The organism is Sphingorhabdus sp. (assembly GCF_023910635.1).
GTDB lineage: Bacteria > Pseudomonadota > Alphaproteobacteria > Sphingomonadales > Sphingomonadaceae > Sphingorhabdus_B.
Genome location: NZ_JAAVVZ010000034.1, coordinates 1 through 16,796, shown reverse-complemented (window position 1 = coordinate 16,796; position 16,796 = coordinate 1). Strand labels below are relative to the sequence as shown.

The following is a 16,796-nucleotide window of genomic DNA, read 5'->3' as shown; positions in this document are numbered from 1 at the left end:
GGCGGCGTGGACTATGGCGCGGTGGGCGCGGGCAATGTGCAGGTGTCGGCAGACGGCGTGACTTGGGTAAACGCGACGTCGGCGACCTTTGCGGCAGGTGCCACCGAATTGTTCGTGCGCACGGCGGTCGTCGCGGACAATGTGCCCAACCCGGACTATGTCGCGCCAGATTTTGACCCCGAAACGGGGCAGCCAAATACCGGCAACGGCGAACCTCAGTTTTTGAACGTGGAGGGTAATGAGCGGTTCACGCTTTCCGCGACCGTCACCGCTGGCGCAAGCGCCTTGGCGAATGGCGGCGCTGCGGTATCGGGCACGGGCACGATCGTCGATGGCGCGGGCAATGAACCGTTGGTGTGGATCGACCATGTCGTGGTCGATGAGGCAAGCGGTCAGGCAAAGTTCACAATCTCGCGTTCGCGCGCACTGGCGGCAGCAACGACGGTGGCGTTTGCGACCGCCGACCGCAAGGTACTCGACATCGACATCGCCGCAACGGTTGATGGCGGTGCGGGGGATGACACGATTTACGCCTCCAACCTTGGCGACAATATCTTTGGCGGCGCGGGCAATGATACGCTGTATGGCGGGCGGCTCGATGACTGGTTGCTCGGCGGCGATGGCAATGATGTGCTTGACGCGGGCACCGAAGATCTAGCGGCCTTGGGCGGCGATGGCAATTATCTCGACGGCGGGGCGGGCAATGATACGCTCAAGGGCCGTGAGGGCTCTGACTGGCTTGAGGGCGGTGACGGCGCAGACATAATCACCGGCGGCGCGGGTGACGACATTCTTGCGGGCGGCGCGGGCGATAATGACAATCTGAAGGGTGGCACGGGCGCAGACCAATATGTGGTGCGCCTTGGCGATGGGCTCGACCAATTGGAGGAAGATGCCACGGGCGCGCCCCTTGCGGCGAATCCTCAGGTCTATTCTTCGAGTGTTTTGCAACAGCTAAACGTCACCGCTGCCCAAGCTGCTAAATTTGATGTTATTGGGCAACGCATGGCGGGCATTCTTCAAGGTACCGTCGCACGCAATTGGGTGGGCAATTGGGCCGGGGTACAAAAGGATCAGGTCGCAGGTGGCGAGGATGCCATTGTCTTTGGCATCGGGATCGAAATCGGCGATATCAGGCTTGTGCGTTCGGGCACAAGCGCGGGGCCCGGCAATGATTTGATCATCGAGGTGATGCAAACCGTGAATGATGTCGAGACGTTCTCCGGCACAGAAATGGTCGTCAAGGACTGGTTCACCAACCCATTCAAGCGCGTCGAATGGCTGCGCTTTGCCGATGGCAATGAAATCCGCATCGGCGATATCGCAAGCTTTGTGATCGGCGGGTCGGGCAACGATGTGCTGATCGGCACCGCTGGTAATGATTTCGTCTATGGCGGAGCGGGAAATGACAAGCTCTTTCTTTTAGAAGGCGATGATGTCGGCAATGGCGGCTCTGGCAACGATATGGTTTCAGGCGATGCGGGGAACGATCTTGTCATTGGCGGCCTTGGTAATGATGAACTGATCGGCGGTGCTGGCAAGGATGCGATTACCGGTGATAGCGGCGCTGACGAAATTTATGGTGGTGCCGACAACGATATTCTTTCGGGCGGTCGCGGCGATGGTGATGAAGTCGTCGGCGGCGCTGGCAACGACACGTTCCGATATGCCCGCGGCGATGGCCGCGATACCTACTTTGACGAGTTTGTGAACCAGTGGGTCGAGGTATGGAAGGCCGGTAACTTTATCCCGGCATCAGGCTTTGCCTATAATGAAACGACTGGCGAAGTTTTCGGACCTGGCGGGGTTATTATTCGTAAAAATATCGGTACCGCAGACGACCCTGATTTTCAGTGGATGGGCCGTTATGATTATAACAGCGCCACAGGATCGCTAAAAATCTTCAATCAGCCAGTAAATGGCCCCATTACCGCCAATGCGGGCATTGACACGATCGAATTTGCGCCCGGAATTAACTTGCAAGATGTGATTTTAAGAAAGTCTGGCAACGATCTCGTGTTTGCGATCAGCAGCGAGAACGAGGAGCTTGCCAATACGGCGCTTGCCAAGGACAGCATCACGATCCGCGACTGGTATTCGGCGCCAGGTCAGATCGAAAAGCTTGCTTTTTATCAGACGGGTATTCTTGATATCGCACCTGCCAAAATGTCGCTGATTGCAGGTACCGACGAGGCCGACGGCACCAACAGTGCGCCGCTGACAGGCACTTCGACAGCCGATTGGATCACCGGTGGTGCAGGCGATGATGTGATTGCCGGTGGACAGGGTAACGACATCCTTGCGGGCAATACCGGGTTCGACACGCTGCGCGGTGAGATTGGCGACGATGTGCTATATGGCGGCGCTGGCAATGATATTCTCGACGGCGGCGCCGGTAAGGACGTGTTGATCGGTGGTGCGGGGCTCGATACCGCGTCTTATGCGTCAACCGCTGCCGCCGTTCGCGCTCAGCTGTCTGCGAGTTGGGCAAATGCAGGCGATGCGCTTGGCGATGAATATACAGCAATCGAGAATCTGACAGGTGGCAGTGGTGCCGATTTCCTTGGCGGTGATGCAAACCAGAACGAGATTTCGGGTGGCGCTGGGAACGACAATCTTCAAGGCAATGCGGGCGACGATACGTATATCTGGAATGTCGGTGATGGCGCGGATACGATTACGGAGGGCAGCTTCGTTGTCGAGCAGGCTGTGACCACCGCAGGCGCGCTTGCAAGCGGCTATACTGTCGCGAGCTGGGCCAAGACGGGCACCACCGATACAAAGACCGGCAATCATTACTGGCGCCTTCAAATTAAGGCGCCCGACGGCACGATCGTTTATGATAACAGCACTTATGCCTACGCCCCAACCGCGAACCCAACCGCGCCTGCGCCATCTGCCTATATCCAGACCGGATGGCTAGGCGGCTTTTTGCGCACGAACGGTCAACAGGTTACCCGTCAGAAGTTTGATGCCACCGTCAATGGCGGCAGCGACGAACTGGAATTTGGACCCAATATAAGCTTGAATGATCTGACGTTCCTAAAGAGCGGTGCTGATTTGATTGTGCGCTATGGCAATTCATCAGCGTCGCAGGTGACTATCAAGAACCAGACAACAGCCAATAGCGCCGTTGAAACATTGAAGCTCAATGATGGCCTGTCGGTATCGTTGAGCAGCGTTATGATTGCGGCGGCCGCTACCCAGCTTACAGGGACAACAGGTGACGACCTCATGGTCGGTCAAGCAGGGGCGCTTGCAGACAATCTTGCGGGCGGCGATGGAAACGATGTTCTTGTCGGCTATGCGGGTAACGATCAGTTGTTTGGCGGCAATGGCGATGACAGCCTTGAGGGCGGACTTGGTGCTGACACGCTTGACGGCGGCGCCAATAATGCGTCGTCCGCTGGACCCCAAGCGGGTGACACGGCGCGTTATGTCCGGTCTGCGGCTGCGGTATCTGTAAATCTCAACATTGCGACCGCGCAAGGCGGTGCCACGGGAGCGGATTCAGTAGGCGATATCCTCATCGGTATCGAGAATGTTGTGGGCTCCAGTTTTGGCGATACGCTGACCGGTAATGGGTTGGATAATCGTCTATTCGGGCTTGATGGCGCAGATACGATCTGGGGCGGCGCAGGCGCTGACGTTCTGGTTGGCGATGGCGGCAACGATAGTCTTTTCGGCGATGCAGGTGAGGATAATCTTGCAGGCGGCGATGGCAATGACATAATTTATGGCGGCACCGAAAAGGACCTTCTTGACGGTGGCGTCGGCGATGACGCGCTTTACGGTGAAGCAGGCGACGATACCCTGATCGGCGGCGCTGGTGCTGATACACTTTCTGGTGGCGACGGTAATGACGTGCTTGGCAGTGGCGACGGCAATGACACCCTTACAGGCGGGGCTGGCAATGACACGCTGTCCGGAGGCGCTGGCAACGATACGCTAGGCGGTGATGCGGGCAATGATATCTATGTCTTTGATCGCTTTTCGGGCGCTGACACGCTAACTGATACCAGCGGCACCAACGTCATCACATTCGATGCGTCGGTTGCTTATGATAAAATTTGGCTAACCCGCATCGGCAATGATTTGCGCGTCGCGGTCATCGGCGGCGACACCGTAATAACGGTGACTGGCTTTTTCTTGGGCACGGGAAATAGTCTTCTCCATGCGATTGAAACGACGACGCACACGATCTTTGTAGGTCATTCCGATACACTCAATCTTTTTACCGCGATGACGAGCGCGACACCAACGCCTGCGATAACACCAACGGCGCTCCCGGCATCTGTCACGCCCTTGCTCGCGACCTATTGGCATGCGGGTGGACGGGCGGTTCCAACCGGTCCGACAACTGCGCGCACCGCGACGCTGGCCGAGGACGGAACACTCATTCTCGATGGCGCGTATGGCGTGATTGATCACGACCAAAACGTCATAAGCTACACGATCAAACCGGGTGGAGCACCAACCAAAGGCACGATTAGCGGCCTAAACGCGGCGACTGGTGCGCTAACATACACGCCTTTTGCTAACGCAAATGGCACTGACGGCTTTATATTGTTGGCCACCGACGCCGATGGTCAGTCGGTTGAGCTTCCTGTCAACCTGACGATCACGCCGGTCAATGATGCGCCAATCAATCTGGCGGTCAAAAATAATGTTGCATTGTCGGTACTCGAAAGTGCACCGTCAGCGATCCTGGCACCGGGCACCCTTATCGGTGAGTTTGTTGCAATTGATCCTGATGGTGACGTGTTTACCTACATGCTTGTCAACGATGCTGGAGCGCGGTTTGCGCTTTCAACAGATGGAAAGCTCAGCGCGGCCAATCCAGCAAATATCAATTTCGAGAGCGCTGCATCACACGTCATCGGCGTCCGCGTGACGGACGCACAAGGTGCGTTCAGTACAAAAGATTTTGTGGTCACGGTCCAGAATGCCAATGAAGCAAATAGCTTACCAGCTAGCTACACGATGTCCATCAATGAAAATGTCGCGCTTGGCACATTAGTCGGAACGGTTGCTGCAACCGATCTCGACACGAGCGGTGCCTTTGCGCAGCAGCGTTATTATTTCTTAAACGGCACGACCGTTAGTGCAACGTCAAACGATGGCCGTTACGCAATTAACGCGACGACCGGACAAATAACGGTCAATGCTGCGCTGAACTTTGAAGCTGGTCAGCCTTCGAAGGCCTATACGGTCATCGCACGCGACAATGCGGGCAATGCTGGTTTCAATCAGGTGCAGTCGGCTGTCACCATTGGTATAACCGATGTTAATGAAGCGAACGCGCTGCCTGCGACCTATACAATGTCCATTAATGAGAATGTTTCTGTCGGGACGGTCGTTGGTTTGGTTGCTGCCACTGATCTGGACGGCGCCGGAGCTGCCGGTGCCCAGCAGCGTTACTATTTCTTGAACGGAACAAGCGTAACTTCGGTAAGCAGCGATGGTCGCTACAACATAAGCGCGACGACAGGCCAGATTACGACCAACACCGCTTTGAACTTCGAAGCTGGTCAGACTTCGGGGACCTATCAGGTAATCGCACGTGACAATGCGGGCGCTGCTGGGTTCAATCAGGTGCAGTCCGCGGTCACGATCGGCATCAAAGATGTCAACGAAGCCAACGCGATTCCGGCTAGTTACACGATGTCCATCAATGAAAATGTCGCGCTTGGCGCATTAGTCGGAACGGTTGCTGCAACCGATCTCGACACGAGCGGTGCCTTTGCGCAGCAGCGTTATTATTTCTTGAGCGGCACGACCGTTAGTGCAACGTCAAACGATGGCCGTTACGCGCTTAACGCGACGACAGGCCAAATCACGGTCAATGCTGCGCTGAACTTCGAAGCTGGTCAGCCTTCGAAGGCCTATACGGTCATCGCCCGCGACAATGCGGGCGCTGTTGGGTTCAATCAGGTGCAGTCGGCGGTCACCATTGGCATCAAAGATATCAATGAAGCGCCGACCAGCCTTAATTGGTCGCCCTTGGTCACAAGCGTTGCCGAACGGGACCGCATTGCAGCCGAAACCACCCGGCCAGCCATAGCGCTTGGTACATTGTCGGTTAGCGATCCTGATACTGCGGGTACTGCCAATGCCAGCTACACTTATTCCGTTACGGACACTAGGTTCGAGATTGTCGGCAACACCCTGCGTTTGAAACAGGATGCCTCGTTCGATTTCGAAGCAGGCGCAAGCGTCAGCGTTTCGGTAACAGGCAAGGATCAGACCGGCACACCGTTCACCATTACGCAAGCCATCGGCATCGCTGTGACCGACCAAGATGATATCCTTGGAGGCGGCAATGGCAATGACACGCTAACCGGGCAGCAGGGCCGCGATGTGATTACCGGTAACGCAGGCAATGACATCATTAGCGGCCTTGCCGGGAATGATAGTCTAGACGGCGGCGATGGTAATGATCAGATATCGGGCGGAGACGGAGACGATACTGTGCTCGGTCAGGCTGGTGCAGACCGTCTTGAAGGCGGCGCAGGCAACGATACGCTGAGTGGCGGAGCCGAAGACGATTTGTTGTTTGGCGATGACGGTAATGACAATATCAGTGGCGATGCAGGCGCGGACGGCGAACGCGCCGCGGGGGCAGAAAGCTGGCGCGGCTTTAAGCAAGTGGGCTTGGGCAAAGCCGGGTTATCTGGCGGAGCGGGCAATGACATACTCAATGGCGGCGATGGTGATGATTATTTGGACGGAGGCGCAGGCGCAGATCAGCTTATTGGCGGCGCGGGTTTTGACGGCGTAGATTATAGCGGTTCGAATGCCGCAGTTACGGTTAACCTTGCGACGGGAACTGCAAGTGGTGGCACCGCGCAGGGTGATACGCTGAGCGGTATTGAATTGGTTCAGGGCTCTGCCCACGACGACATAATAACGGGTTCTGCAAATTGGGATGTCATTTACGGTGGCGATGGCAACGACACTATTTTTGGAGGAGCGGGCAACGACTATCTCTTCGGCGGGGCAGGAAATGATACAATCAATGCAGAAGCTGGCGATGATATGCTCGACGGCGGTGAAGGCAATGACACGCTGAACGGGGGCATCGACAATGATGTTTATGTCGTTACCCGTTTGTCAGGTGCCGACACGATCAATAATTATGATCCATCGGGCGATGATATCGATGTTATCGGCTTCAACGACAAAATGGGCGTGATTAACGACGCTGATCTATGGTTCGAAAGAATTGGAAATGATCTTAAAATCAATGTCATCGGAACAGACTCAAGCATAAACGTGACCAACTGGTATCTCGTGGCCGATGCCAATAGCCAAGCAAACCACAAGATCGACTTCATTATCGCCAATACCAGTTACAGCAAGACGATCAATATCGAAGGCTTGGTCAACATTATGGCGACCAAGACCAAACCGACGACGACCACGCAGCGCGATACGTTGATGGCTGATCTTACCTACAAGGCAATCTGGGCAACCTATTGGGGTACGAACGAGAAACCTGTTCTTTCTGCCATTGCGCAGCAATCAACCAATGAGGATGCTGCCAAGGTAATTAACGTCACCGCTACTGATGATATAACGCCCAATGCGCAGGTTGCGCTTTCGGCGCAGGTACTATCGGGTTCCAACATCGTAACCAATGCCGGGATCACCTTTGGCGCGGCTGATGCCAATGGTGTCCGCACCATGACAATCAACCCTGTCGCTAATGCCAGTGGCACCGCACGTATTCGCGTGACCGCCGTTGATGCCGGTGGGGTTACTTCATTCCAAGAGTTCGATATTGTCGTCAATGGCGTCGCCGACACGCCTGTAATTACACAATTTGCAGGAGGCGCAGGGACATCCGGGTTGGGCGGTATCCCGTTGGCGTTGAATGTCAGTTTCCCCGATAATGACGGTTCGGAGGCCCAAGAAGTTTGGATCACCGGCGTTCCTGCAGGCGTGACGCTTAGCGCCGGAACATATGATGTAGGCGCGGCGACTTGGAAGTTAACGCCCGCCCAGACGTCCAATTTGACCATCAATGCGCCATCGGGCTGGTCGCAGGATTTGATCCTTCAGGTAACGGCCCGTGCCACAGAAAATGGCCAGACCGCCGTTTCTAGCGTCTCGACCACGAAGTTGATCGTCAATGTCGCCCCTACTGGCATCACGGTTCAGGGTATCGGCGTAAGCGCGGCGTTGAATGTGGACGAAACTACACCGAATAACAATCCGACCGGGCGCGTGGTCGGAACTGTAATGGCCGTCGACCCAGATGCGCTCGACTATAACCAGCTGCCGTCTAATCCGGCTTTGCTCCCGCTTTGGGGCAATGGCGAAGAACGCGTCGTTACCACCACCGGACCTCTTGGCGGTCAAGTGCAGGTTGTTGAAACCGGGCAAGATGGTTTCAATGGCGACCATGGTGGCGGTGTTCCATGGGTAAACGGCGGCGCTGCTGACACGAGCAAGGCTTACAAATTTTCTATCTACTTCAAGCCCGAAAACAACAAGGGTCATCATCTTTACTGGGGTACCGGCGGTAACGTTGAGAATGCGTGGGATGGGCAAGCTAACAACAATCCCTATTTCTTCGTGGTCAATTCGAATGACTATATTCAAGATCGCTGGTATCGGATTGATGGCTATATCCTGCCGACAGGTTCGCCGCTGATCGGTAATGATGTTTATGGCGGCGTCTTTGATACAGTTACAGGCCAAAAGGTCGCAAATACGGCTACATACCGATTTGGACCCGGTGCTACCGATGCAATCGCGCGCTTCTTTAGCTATTATAACCAGACAAATGCGGGCTACAGCGCGCAATGGTATCAGCCAAGTATCGAGAGACTCGACTATAGCTATTCACTCATTGATAGCGCAGGCGGCCGTTTTGCAATCAACTCTATAACTGGCCTGATAACGGCAACGGGCGCAAATCTTGACCACGAAGCTGCGCAAACGCATAATATCACGATCCGGGTTACCGATAACTTTGGGCAATTTAAGGACCAGACTGTCGCGGTCTCGGTAACCAATTTGAACGAAGCGAACAGCCTGCCATTGACTTATGGTTTTGCCGTCAACGAGAATGTGGCCTTGGGTACAGTCGTCGGCAGCGTTGCGGCGAGCGATGCCGATAGCGGCGGCGCTTTTGCCGAACAGCGTTATTATTTCTGGAACGGTAGCAGTGCTACCTCGACATCAAGCGATGGCCGTTACGCCATCAATGCGACGACGGGTCAGATCACGACCAGTGCTGCGCTGAACTTTGAGGCTGGATCAACATCGGTTGCCTACACGGTGATCGCGCGCGATAATCAGGGTAATGCCGGTTATAACCAAGTCGAGACCACCGTCACGATCAGCATCAATGATCTGAACGAACAGAATAGCCTGCCATCCACATATAATTTTGGCGTGGCCGAAAATCTTGGTATTGGAACCGGCGTTGGCACCGTTGCAGCAACTGATCCCGACAGTTCGACACCTTTTGCCGAGCAGCGCTATTATTTCTGGGACGGAAGTGCGACGAGCGCATTCTCATGGGATGGTCGCTACCAGATCAATGCGACGTCCGGCGTTATCACCACCAATCAGGTATTTGACTTTGAAGCAGGTTCGCCCAATCGCAGCTATACGGTTATAGCACGCGACAATCAAGGCAGTGGAGGATATACGCAGTCGTCAACGACCGTGAACATTGGTATCACAAACCAGAATGAAACGCCGAATGGACCCGGCAGTGGCACGCCCAGCGGCGGCGCCACCGTGTGGTCCTTCTTTGACGAAAGCGGCTTGGGTAGCAAGCCTGCAACGCCGGGCGCGGTCGTTGCGACTTTTGCAATGAGCGATGTCGATGGAACAACGCCCACGCTCCGCTTGGTATCTAATCCCGGGAACTGGTTCGAAATCGTTGGCAATCAGGTGCGCTGGGCCGCAGGTGTAAGCTTTGACTATGAGACGCTTCTTGCGCAAGGTTACGGCACGCACGATTGGAACGGCGATGGTCGGATCGACGCGCATATCGCTAATGTCTATGTTGACGCGTTCGACGGTCAGTATGATTCAGGCGAGACACTGCTTCAGGTCTTTATTAGCAATGTGAATGAAGCACCTTCGACGCCGACAGGCTCATGGGGTAATTATTTTACAGAAACCGGTCTGGGTACGAAGCCCGCTAATGCATATATTGTTGCCGCAACCTTTAGCCAATATGATGTTGATGGCACGACTCCAACGATGCAGTTTGCAATTGGTGGCAACCCCAATAACTGGTTCTATATTATCGGAAATGAAGTTCGCTTTAATCCGGGACTCAATTTTGACTTCGAATGGGCCCGTAATGTAGGATACACTGTCCATGACTGGAATGGCGATGGCCGTCTGGAGGCACATGTCGCGACGGTCAGTGTGCAATCGACCGATGGCCAGTTCACAACCGCCGCTGCTTCAACGCATATTTTCATTGAGGATGTGAACGAGGCCAACAGCCTCGCTGGAAGCTACGCCTTTGCCGTGAATGAGGAGCAAGCGGCGGGGACAGCGGTCGGAACGGTTGCGGCATCTGATGCTGATTCGGCTGCTTACGCCTTTGGCCAACAGCGTTATTATTTCTGGAACGGCAGTGCTGCAAGCTCGGTGAGTAACGACAATCGTTATGCAATAAACGCACTTACAGGACAGATCACCACGAACAATGTGCTCAATTTTGAAGCAGGGTCGCCATCGGTTGCGTATACGGTGATAGCCCGTGATAACCAAGGCAACACGGGATTCAATCAGGCAGCGACGACCGTAAACATCAACATCCAGAATGTAAACGAACCGCATGTTCTCAACGGTGCAATTGGTGCGTACAAAGAGGGGACATATGCCTCCTCCGCAAACTTCAATTTGCGTTCACTAATGTTGTCCGCAGTGGAACCAAGTGACGTGATACAATGGAGCTTTGCTGATGGTTCAAATACCAATGGAATATGGAAAATCGACGGCTCGACAGGGGTGTTGTCTTTAACAGCAGGTACGGTCGATTACGAGGCTCTTACGACCCGATATGAGACATATACCGAGTGGGATCAAAATGGAGAGCCTCACGAGGTTTCCTATCCCATCCGTGATTATTCGTTGGCCACACAGAATCTGTCCATAAAAGCTTTTGATGGCACACACTCCAGCGTGGCAACGTTCTCGGCGTCTATTACCGATGATAATGAAGGTCCATCTTTAGGCTACAAGCCGCGTCTTATTGTGCGCGACGATCAAAAGAATGGAGTCTTGGGGCGGCTTTATGGCTATGATCCCGAAACCGGTGCACTGGCGTCGAGTTACAGTATTCAGATGGTCGGCTCCGAAGAACAGCATATTTCATATGGCGGTAGTTCCGATATCGACAATTATGCAAATCCAAACGTGTGGGTAAGCTGGAACGGTCAGCTCTCATTCAACAACCCTGGAGACGGTGAGTGGGAAGGCGGCATCAAGTATCATCCAGCCTATGGCAACCAGCGTATGAGCTATCAACTCGTATACCAAATGACCGTCACCATGACAGATGCCTCTGGCGTGTCGAACACCGAGCCATTTGAAATCATCTTCCTCAAGCACGGCGTTTCGGGCGTGCTGCCTATCATCCTTGACCTTGACGGCGATGGCGTTGAGATGGTCGACTTGGAAAACTCGCAAGTGCTTTTTGACATGAACCTCGACGGCACCCGCGATCAGACAGGCTGGGTGGGGGCAGACGATGGCTTGCTGGTGCTTGATCGGAATGGAAATGGCATCATCGATGATGCCCGCGAAATTTCCTTTGCAGCAGATGATGAGCAGGCATTGACAGATCTTGAAGGCTTGCGCTTCTGGGACACGAACAAGAACGGCTTCCTCGAAGCAGGTGATGACGATTTTGGTCGCTTCCAAATTTGGCGCGACCTGAACCAAAACGGCATTAGCGAGACAAATGAGTTGTTTTCTCTAAGTGCGTTGGGGATCAAGAGCCTCAATTTGACATTGAACCTGACAGGCGATGAGCTGGTCAGTGATCGCAATGTCCTGTTTGCGACATCGCAGTTCCATCGCACCGATGGTACGACCGGCTTGATTGGTGATGTAAGTTTTGCATTTGATCCGGAAGATCCAATGATTGCGCCGCCAATTGTGTTTGATCTTGATAATGACGGGGCTGGCCTTGTGACGCTTGAGAGCAGCACCGCACGCTTCGACATGAACGGCGATGGTGTTGCTGACAAAACCGGTTGGATTGAATCCGGTGACGCATTCCTAGCACTGGATCGTAACGACAATGGCACCATCGATAACATTGATGAGATATCATTCGTGAAGGACAAGGAAGGTGCAAAGACCGATCTTGAAGGCCTCGCTGCGTTTGACAGTAATGATGATGGCATCCTCAATGGAGATGACGCGCGCTTCGTAGAATTCCGGGCTTGGGTTGATTCTAACGGTAACGGTACAACCGACGCAGGCGAGCTTCTCAGCCTCGCTGAAGCGGGCATCGCCTCGATTTCGCTGACCGGAACGCCAACTGGCGAAACCCCAACAACCGGTATTAATATTGTCTACAATACCGGCAGCTTTACACGGGTTGGCGGCGAGACAGGTCAGTTCCTTGACGCAGGTCTTGCCTTCAAGCCGTTGTCAAAACTGCCCGAAATCGAGTTTCAGCGCAGTGACTGGAACGGCAAGTACCGTAACTTCACCATTGGTGGTAATGGCAGTTCCGCTCGCGTTACCGCGCGTCATGCACAAGGGGTGGTTGATGCCGCTGCTGGGCAGATCGCGCCTGCGGCAATCTTGTCATTTAACAACCGCACCATCGGTATGCTCTCAACAATTCTTGTTGACCTTGATGGGGATGGGCTTGAAGCGCGTAACGCCAAACGCACCAACGCCAGTTTTGATATGGACGCAGACGGTATCGCAGACGACACTGGCTGGGTATCAGGTGGTGATGGGATGCTCGTCATTGACCGTGATGGAGATGGCGCGATAACCCATGCTTCCGAACTGTCGTTCTTGTCGGAAAAAGAAGATGCGACAAGCGCCTGGGATGGATTGTCGGTGCTTGATAATACACGCGATGGCAAGATTGATGCCCAAGATGCGCGTTTTGGGGAGCTTAAGATCTGGGCAGATCGCAACGGGGACGGCATCAGTCAGGCCGACGAGCTAAAGTCGTTGACCGACATGGGCATTACGGAAATTGCACTGCGTGCGACCGCAACCAATGAAAGCGCGCGACCTGGTAACAATATGCCGCTGTCGACTGCAACCTTCAAATGGGCCAATGGCGTGACCGCAACTATTGGGAATGTCGCGTTGGCGTTTGATCCAAGTTCAGCAGTAACAAAGACGGAGGAAGCTCCTGCCACACCAACCGTGCCAACGCCCGACGAGAATGCGGCCGCGCTTGCTGCCTCGCGTCTTATGCAGGCGATGAGTGCGTTTGGGAGCGGGGCAGGCGATGACAGTCTATCGTCACGCTGGACGGAGCGCGCCTCGGCTGCCAATGACTGGCTGACAGCAGCAGCATAAGAAAAGAGAATCATGAACCGTAAAACATCACGAGCGCAGGCAGCAGCTGGGGCGAAAGCTTCCGCCAAAGGGAAGGGCAAGTCTGCCACGCCCCCAGTACAAACGCCATTGACCGTCAGTCATTTTTTTGGCGAAATGGCTTGGCTGTTGACACAGTCGCCTCTCCATAAGGCGCTGGCGATCGGCGATATGGAATGGCTGGTTATGCCAGCGCTCATCCATGAACAGTTCTATTTGTTCCGCGACGGTGATCAGCCGGTCGGTCTGGCGCTTTGGGCCAAATGCACACCGCATGCCGCCGGGAAGCTTGATAGAGGTATGATCGAGCCTGAAAACCGCCTGACGCTCGAAGAATGGGCAAATGGCGACGAGGTGTGGCTGGTTGACCTGATTGCGCCGTTCGCCAACGCCGAGAATCAGCAGCGCGAATTAATGATAGCAGATCTGATATCTCAGCCCCTCCGAGGCGTATCATTCAAAATGCATGTCACAGATCCCAACACAGGCAACCGCACTGTCCAAACGGTCGATGCCAATGCAGGCGATCAACTAAAGGCAGCGATTGAGGCGGCGGCGAAAGAGATGGGGCCGAATTAGAATTTGGATGCGGCGTGTGATCATTTGAGTTGCAGATTAGCGACCCTACCGGATGAATTGGCGATATCTGTCATTATGGAAATGACTTTACGGCTGCAGGATGCCAATCTGATAGCTAAACAATAGTAAAGAGACATATTCTAGGCGAGCACGCCAGATGGTTTAGACAGTTGCCAACTACCCCTGCCGCTTTTGTCTACAAACCGCTCGTTTAAGAGACAGTCTTCCAAGCTAATTCGCAATGACATTTAAGACCGTTGTTCCATTTTCCAAAATATGACATAATTGAAATTGGGACAATAGCAAAAAGGAGCTAGTTTCGTGGGAATGTCGATCGATGTACGCGTTGCGCAAAATGGGCGAATGGTTCTCCCGCGCGCGGTGCGTAAGGCCTTGGGCATGACCGACGGCGGAACCGTTGTCGTTTCAATCGAAGGTGACGAGGTGACGCTCAGTTCGATTCGGCACAGCGTCAGGCATGCACAAGAACTGTATCGTCAACATGTACAAAACGATATGACCAGCGATGATTTTATTGCCGAGCGTCGCGCAGAAGCCGATCGCGACAAGGGGGCCTGAGTATGGCAGGCATTGTGCTCGACGCCTCAGCCCTGATAGCTTTGTTCCGCGACGAGCCTGGTGCTGATGTTGTTGCAAACCACATCGGTGATGCTCTCATTTCTGCGGTAAACCTGCAAGAAGTCGTAAAGGCCTTGTTGCGGCGGGGTATTACTTTGGAAATTGCGCGCGAAATGATTGCAGGGCTGCACCTTGAAGTTCGTTCGCACGATGCACAGAGCGCTTTTGCCGCAGCCGCTTTATGGCCCGCGACAGAAAAATTCGGCAGCGGCCTTGGTGATCGTAGCTGCATGGCGTTAGCAATTGCTGAAGGTCTACCAGTTCTGACGACGGACAAGGCTTGGGCAAAGCTTACTGTCAACGGCTTGGAGGTCCGGTTGGCGCGATGAGCGACATTCTGGGTTGCGCTCGTGTCAGTGCCTGTGATCAGGATGATCGCTGGCCAGACCAGACAGTCATGAGTCTCGCAAAGCTAACAAACAGACTAACCCATTTTAATTGCAGGGCATGTTGAATCGCGCGTAAAGACAATTAGCAAAAAATCCGCTATTTTCGCTACCGTTACTTTGGGCGGGAATGGTACAGAAATCCCGAGCGGGAATATTATTATATCTCTAGTCGTAAAGGCCGCATTTATTACTGATCGGTAATAATTACCTTGCAATTGACCGCCAACCCTAATAATGTCCCGCTCGGTAATATGAATAGTAAATCACTCGGACTGATCGTTCTGCGCGAACGCAAAGCGCAAAAGCTGCGGCAGGCGGAGCTTGCTGCGGCAGCTGGCGTTGGAATCCGATTCATCGTCGATCTCGAGGCCGGCAAGCCCACGCTCCAACTTGAAAAGGTACTGCATGTTCTGGCGACGCTTGGTTGCGATGTGACGATCGTGCCACCTGCGGGCGACATATGACCGACCGCCTGTCTGTCTGGTGGGAGGGCCGTATTTCCGGCTGCCTCTATCTTGGCCCAGATGGTGAAACGCTTTTTGCCTATGACGCTGATTGGCTGGCTGATTCCAAAGCACCCGCACTGTCCTTTTCGCTCCCCAAGCAAGCCGAACCTTTCAAACGCAGCACGGTCCAAGCCTTTTTTGGCGGCATATTGCCAGAGGAAGGCCAGCGCACCGCGATTGCGCGCGCGCTCGGCGTGTCTGCGGACAATGAGTTCCGGCTGCTCGAATATCTCGGAGGCGAAGTCGCGGGCGCACTGACTTTATTGCCCGAAGGGGAAACGCCCGCGTCGCCAAGCGACGCCGCGCCAAAACTGCTCGATGACGATGCGCTCGTCCAATTGCTCGATCATCTCCCGCTCCGCCCGATGCTGGCGGGTGAAGACGGATTGAGGCTCTCGCTGGCGGGCGCGCAATCCAAATTGCCAGTGCTCCTGATCGACGGGCAAATCGCGCTGCCTGCGCCGGGACAACCGACAAGCCATATCCTCAAACCGCCCATATCGCGGTTTGAAGGCACCACGGAGAATGAATATTTCTGTATGTCACTGGCAAGCGCAATTGGGCTGGATGTTGCGCCTGTTGAAATGCGCAGCGTTGCAGACCGGTCTTTCCTGCTCGTCACTCGCTATGACCGTGCCGTTGGTACAGACGGAAGCATTAGCCGTCTCCATCAGGAAGACTTTGCGCAAGCCCTTGGTGTTCCTTCGCACCGCAAATATGCCAGCGAAGGCGGGCCCATCTTCCCAGACTGTTTTGCACTGCTGCGCCGCGCAGCAACGCGCCCTGCGCGCGAAATTCTGAAGCTTCTCGATGCTGCGATCTTCAATCTGATTATTGGCAATGCCGATGCCCATGCCAAGAATTTCAGCTTGCTGCATAGCGGCGCTAGCGGGGGCGGTGCGATCACCCTAGCACCGCTTTATGATCTGCTATCAACGGTCATCTACCCCAATCTGCATGTGAAGCTGGCAATGAAAATCGGCGGAAAAGCTGTGCTTGAAGACATCGAGCCGCGCCACTGGGAACGGTTTGCCGCCGATGCCCAACTTGGCGCGCCATATGTGCGAACGCGGGTCGGGCAATTGTGCAGCGCCGTCATTGCCGCAATTGATGGCGGATTTGCGAG

6 protein-coding genes are annotated in these 16,796 nt (G+C 54.4%); all 6 read left to right on the top strand.

Features of this window, described 5'->3' with window-relative positions; all coding sequences use genetic code 11:
- Window positions 1–21: 21 nt before the first annotated feature.
- On the top strand, window positions 22–13,539 hold the full coding sequence (locus tag HEQ34_RS13285; RefSeq protein WP_296201287.1) for a cadherin domain-containing protein: 13,518 nt from the start codon (window positions 22–24) through the stop codon (window positions 13,537–13,539).
- 12 nt (window positions 13,540–13,551) lie between these two features.
- Window positions 13,552–14,136, top strand: a complete 585-nt coding sequence (locus tag HEQ34_RS13280; RefSeq protein ID WP_366934874.1) for a toxin-activating lysine-acyltransferase — start codon at window positions 13,552–13,554, stop codon at window positions 14,134–14,136.
- Window positions 14,137–14,463: 327 nt separating this feature from the next.
- Window positions 14,464–14,715: an AbrB/MazE/SpoVT family DNA-binding domain-containing protein gene (locus tag HEQ34_RS13275; RefSeq protein WP_296201288.1), complete on the top strand. Its 252-nt coding sequence runs from the start codon at window positions 14,464–14,466 to the stop codon at window positions 14,713–14,715.
- Window positions 14,716–14,717: 2 nt separating this feature from the next.
- Entirely contained in the window at window positions 14,718–15,104 is a 387-nt protein-coding gene (locus HEQ34_RS13270; RefSeq protein WP_296201286.1) for a type II toxin-antitoxin system VapC family toxin, read from the top strand.
- 311 nt (window positions 15,105–15,415) lie between these two features.
- Entirely contained in the window at window positions 15,416–15,628 is a 213-nt protein-coding gene (locus HEQ34_RS13265) for a type II toxin-antitoxin system Y4mF family antitoxin (protein WP_296201285.1), read from the top strand.
- On the top strand, window positions 15,625–16,796 hold a 1,172-nt coding region (locus HEQ34_RS13260; RefSeq protein ID WP_296201283.1), incomplete at its 3' end, for a type II toxin-antitoxin system HipA family toxin. The genes HEQ34_RS13265 and HEQ34_RS13260, both read left to right, overlap by 4 nt.

Bases quoted from the DNA above. Each gene is read 5' to 3' on its own strand.
- HEQ34_RS13265 (WP_296201285.1), top strand. From the start codon at position 15,416: ATGAATAGTAAATCACTCGGACTGATCGTTCTGCGCGAACGCAAAGCG.
- HEQ34_RS13275 (WP_296201288.1), top strand. From the start codon at position 14,464: ATGTCGATCGATGTACGCGTTGCGCAAAATGGGCGAATGGTTCTCCCG.
- HEQ34_RS13280 (WP_366934874.1), top strand. From the start codon at position 13,552: ATGAACCGTAAAACATCACGAGCGCAGGCAGCAGCTGGGGCGAAAGCT.
- HEQ34_RS13270 (WP_296201286.1), top strand. From the start codon at position 14,718: ATGGCAGGCATTGTGCTCGACGCCTCAGCCCTGATAGCTTTGTTCCGC.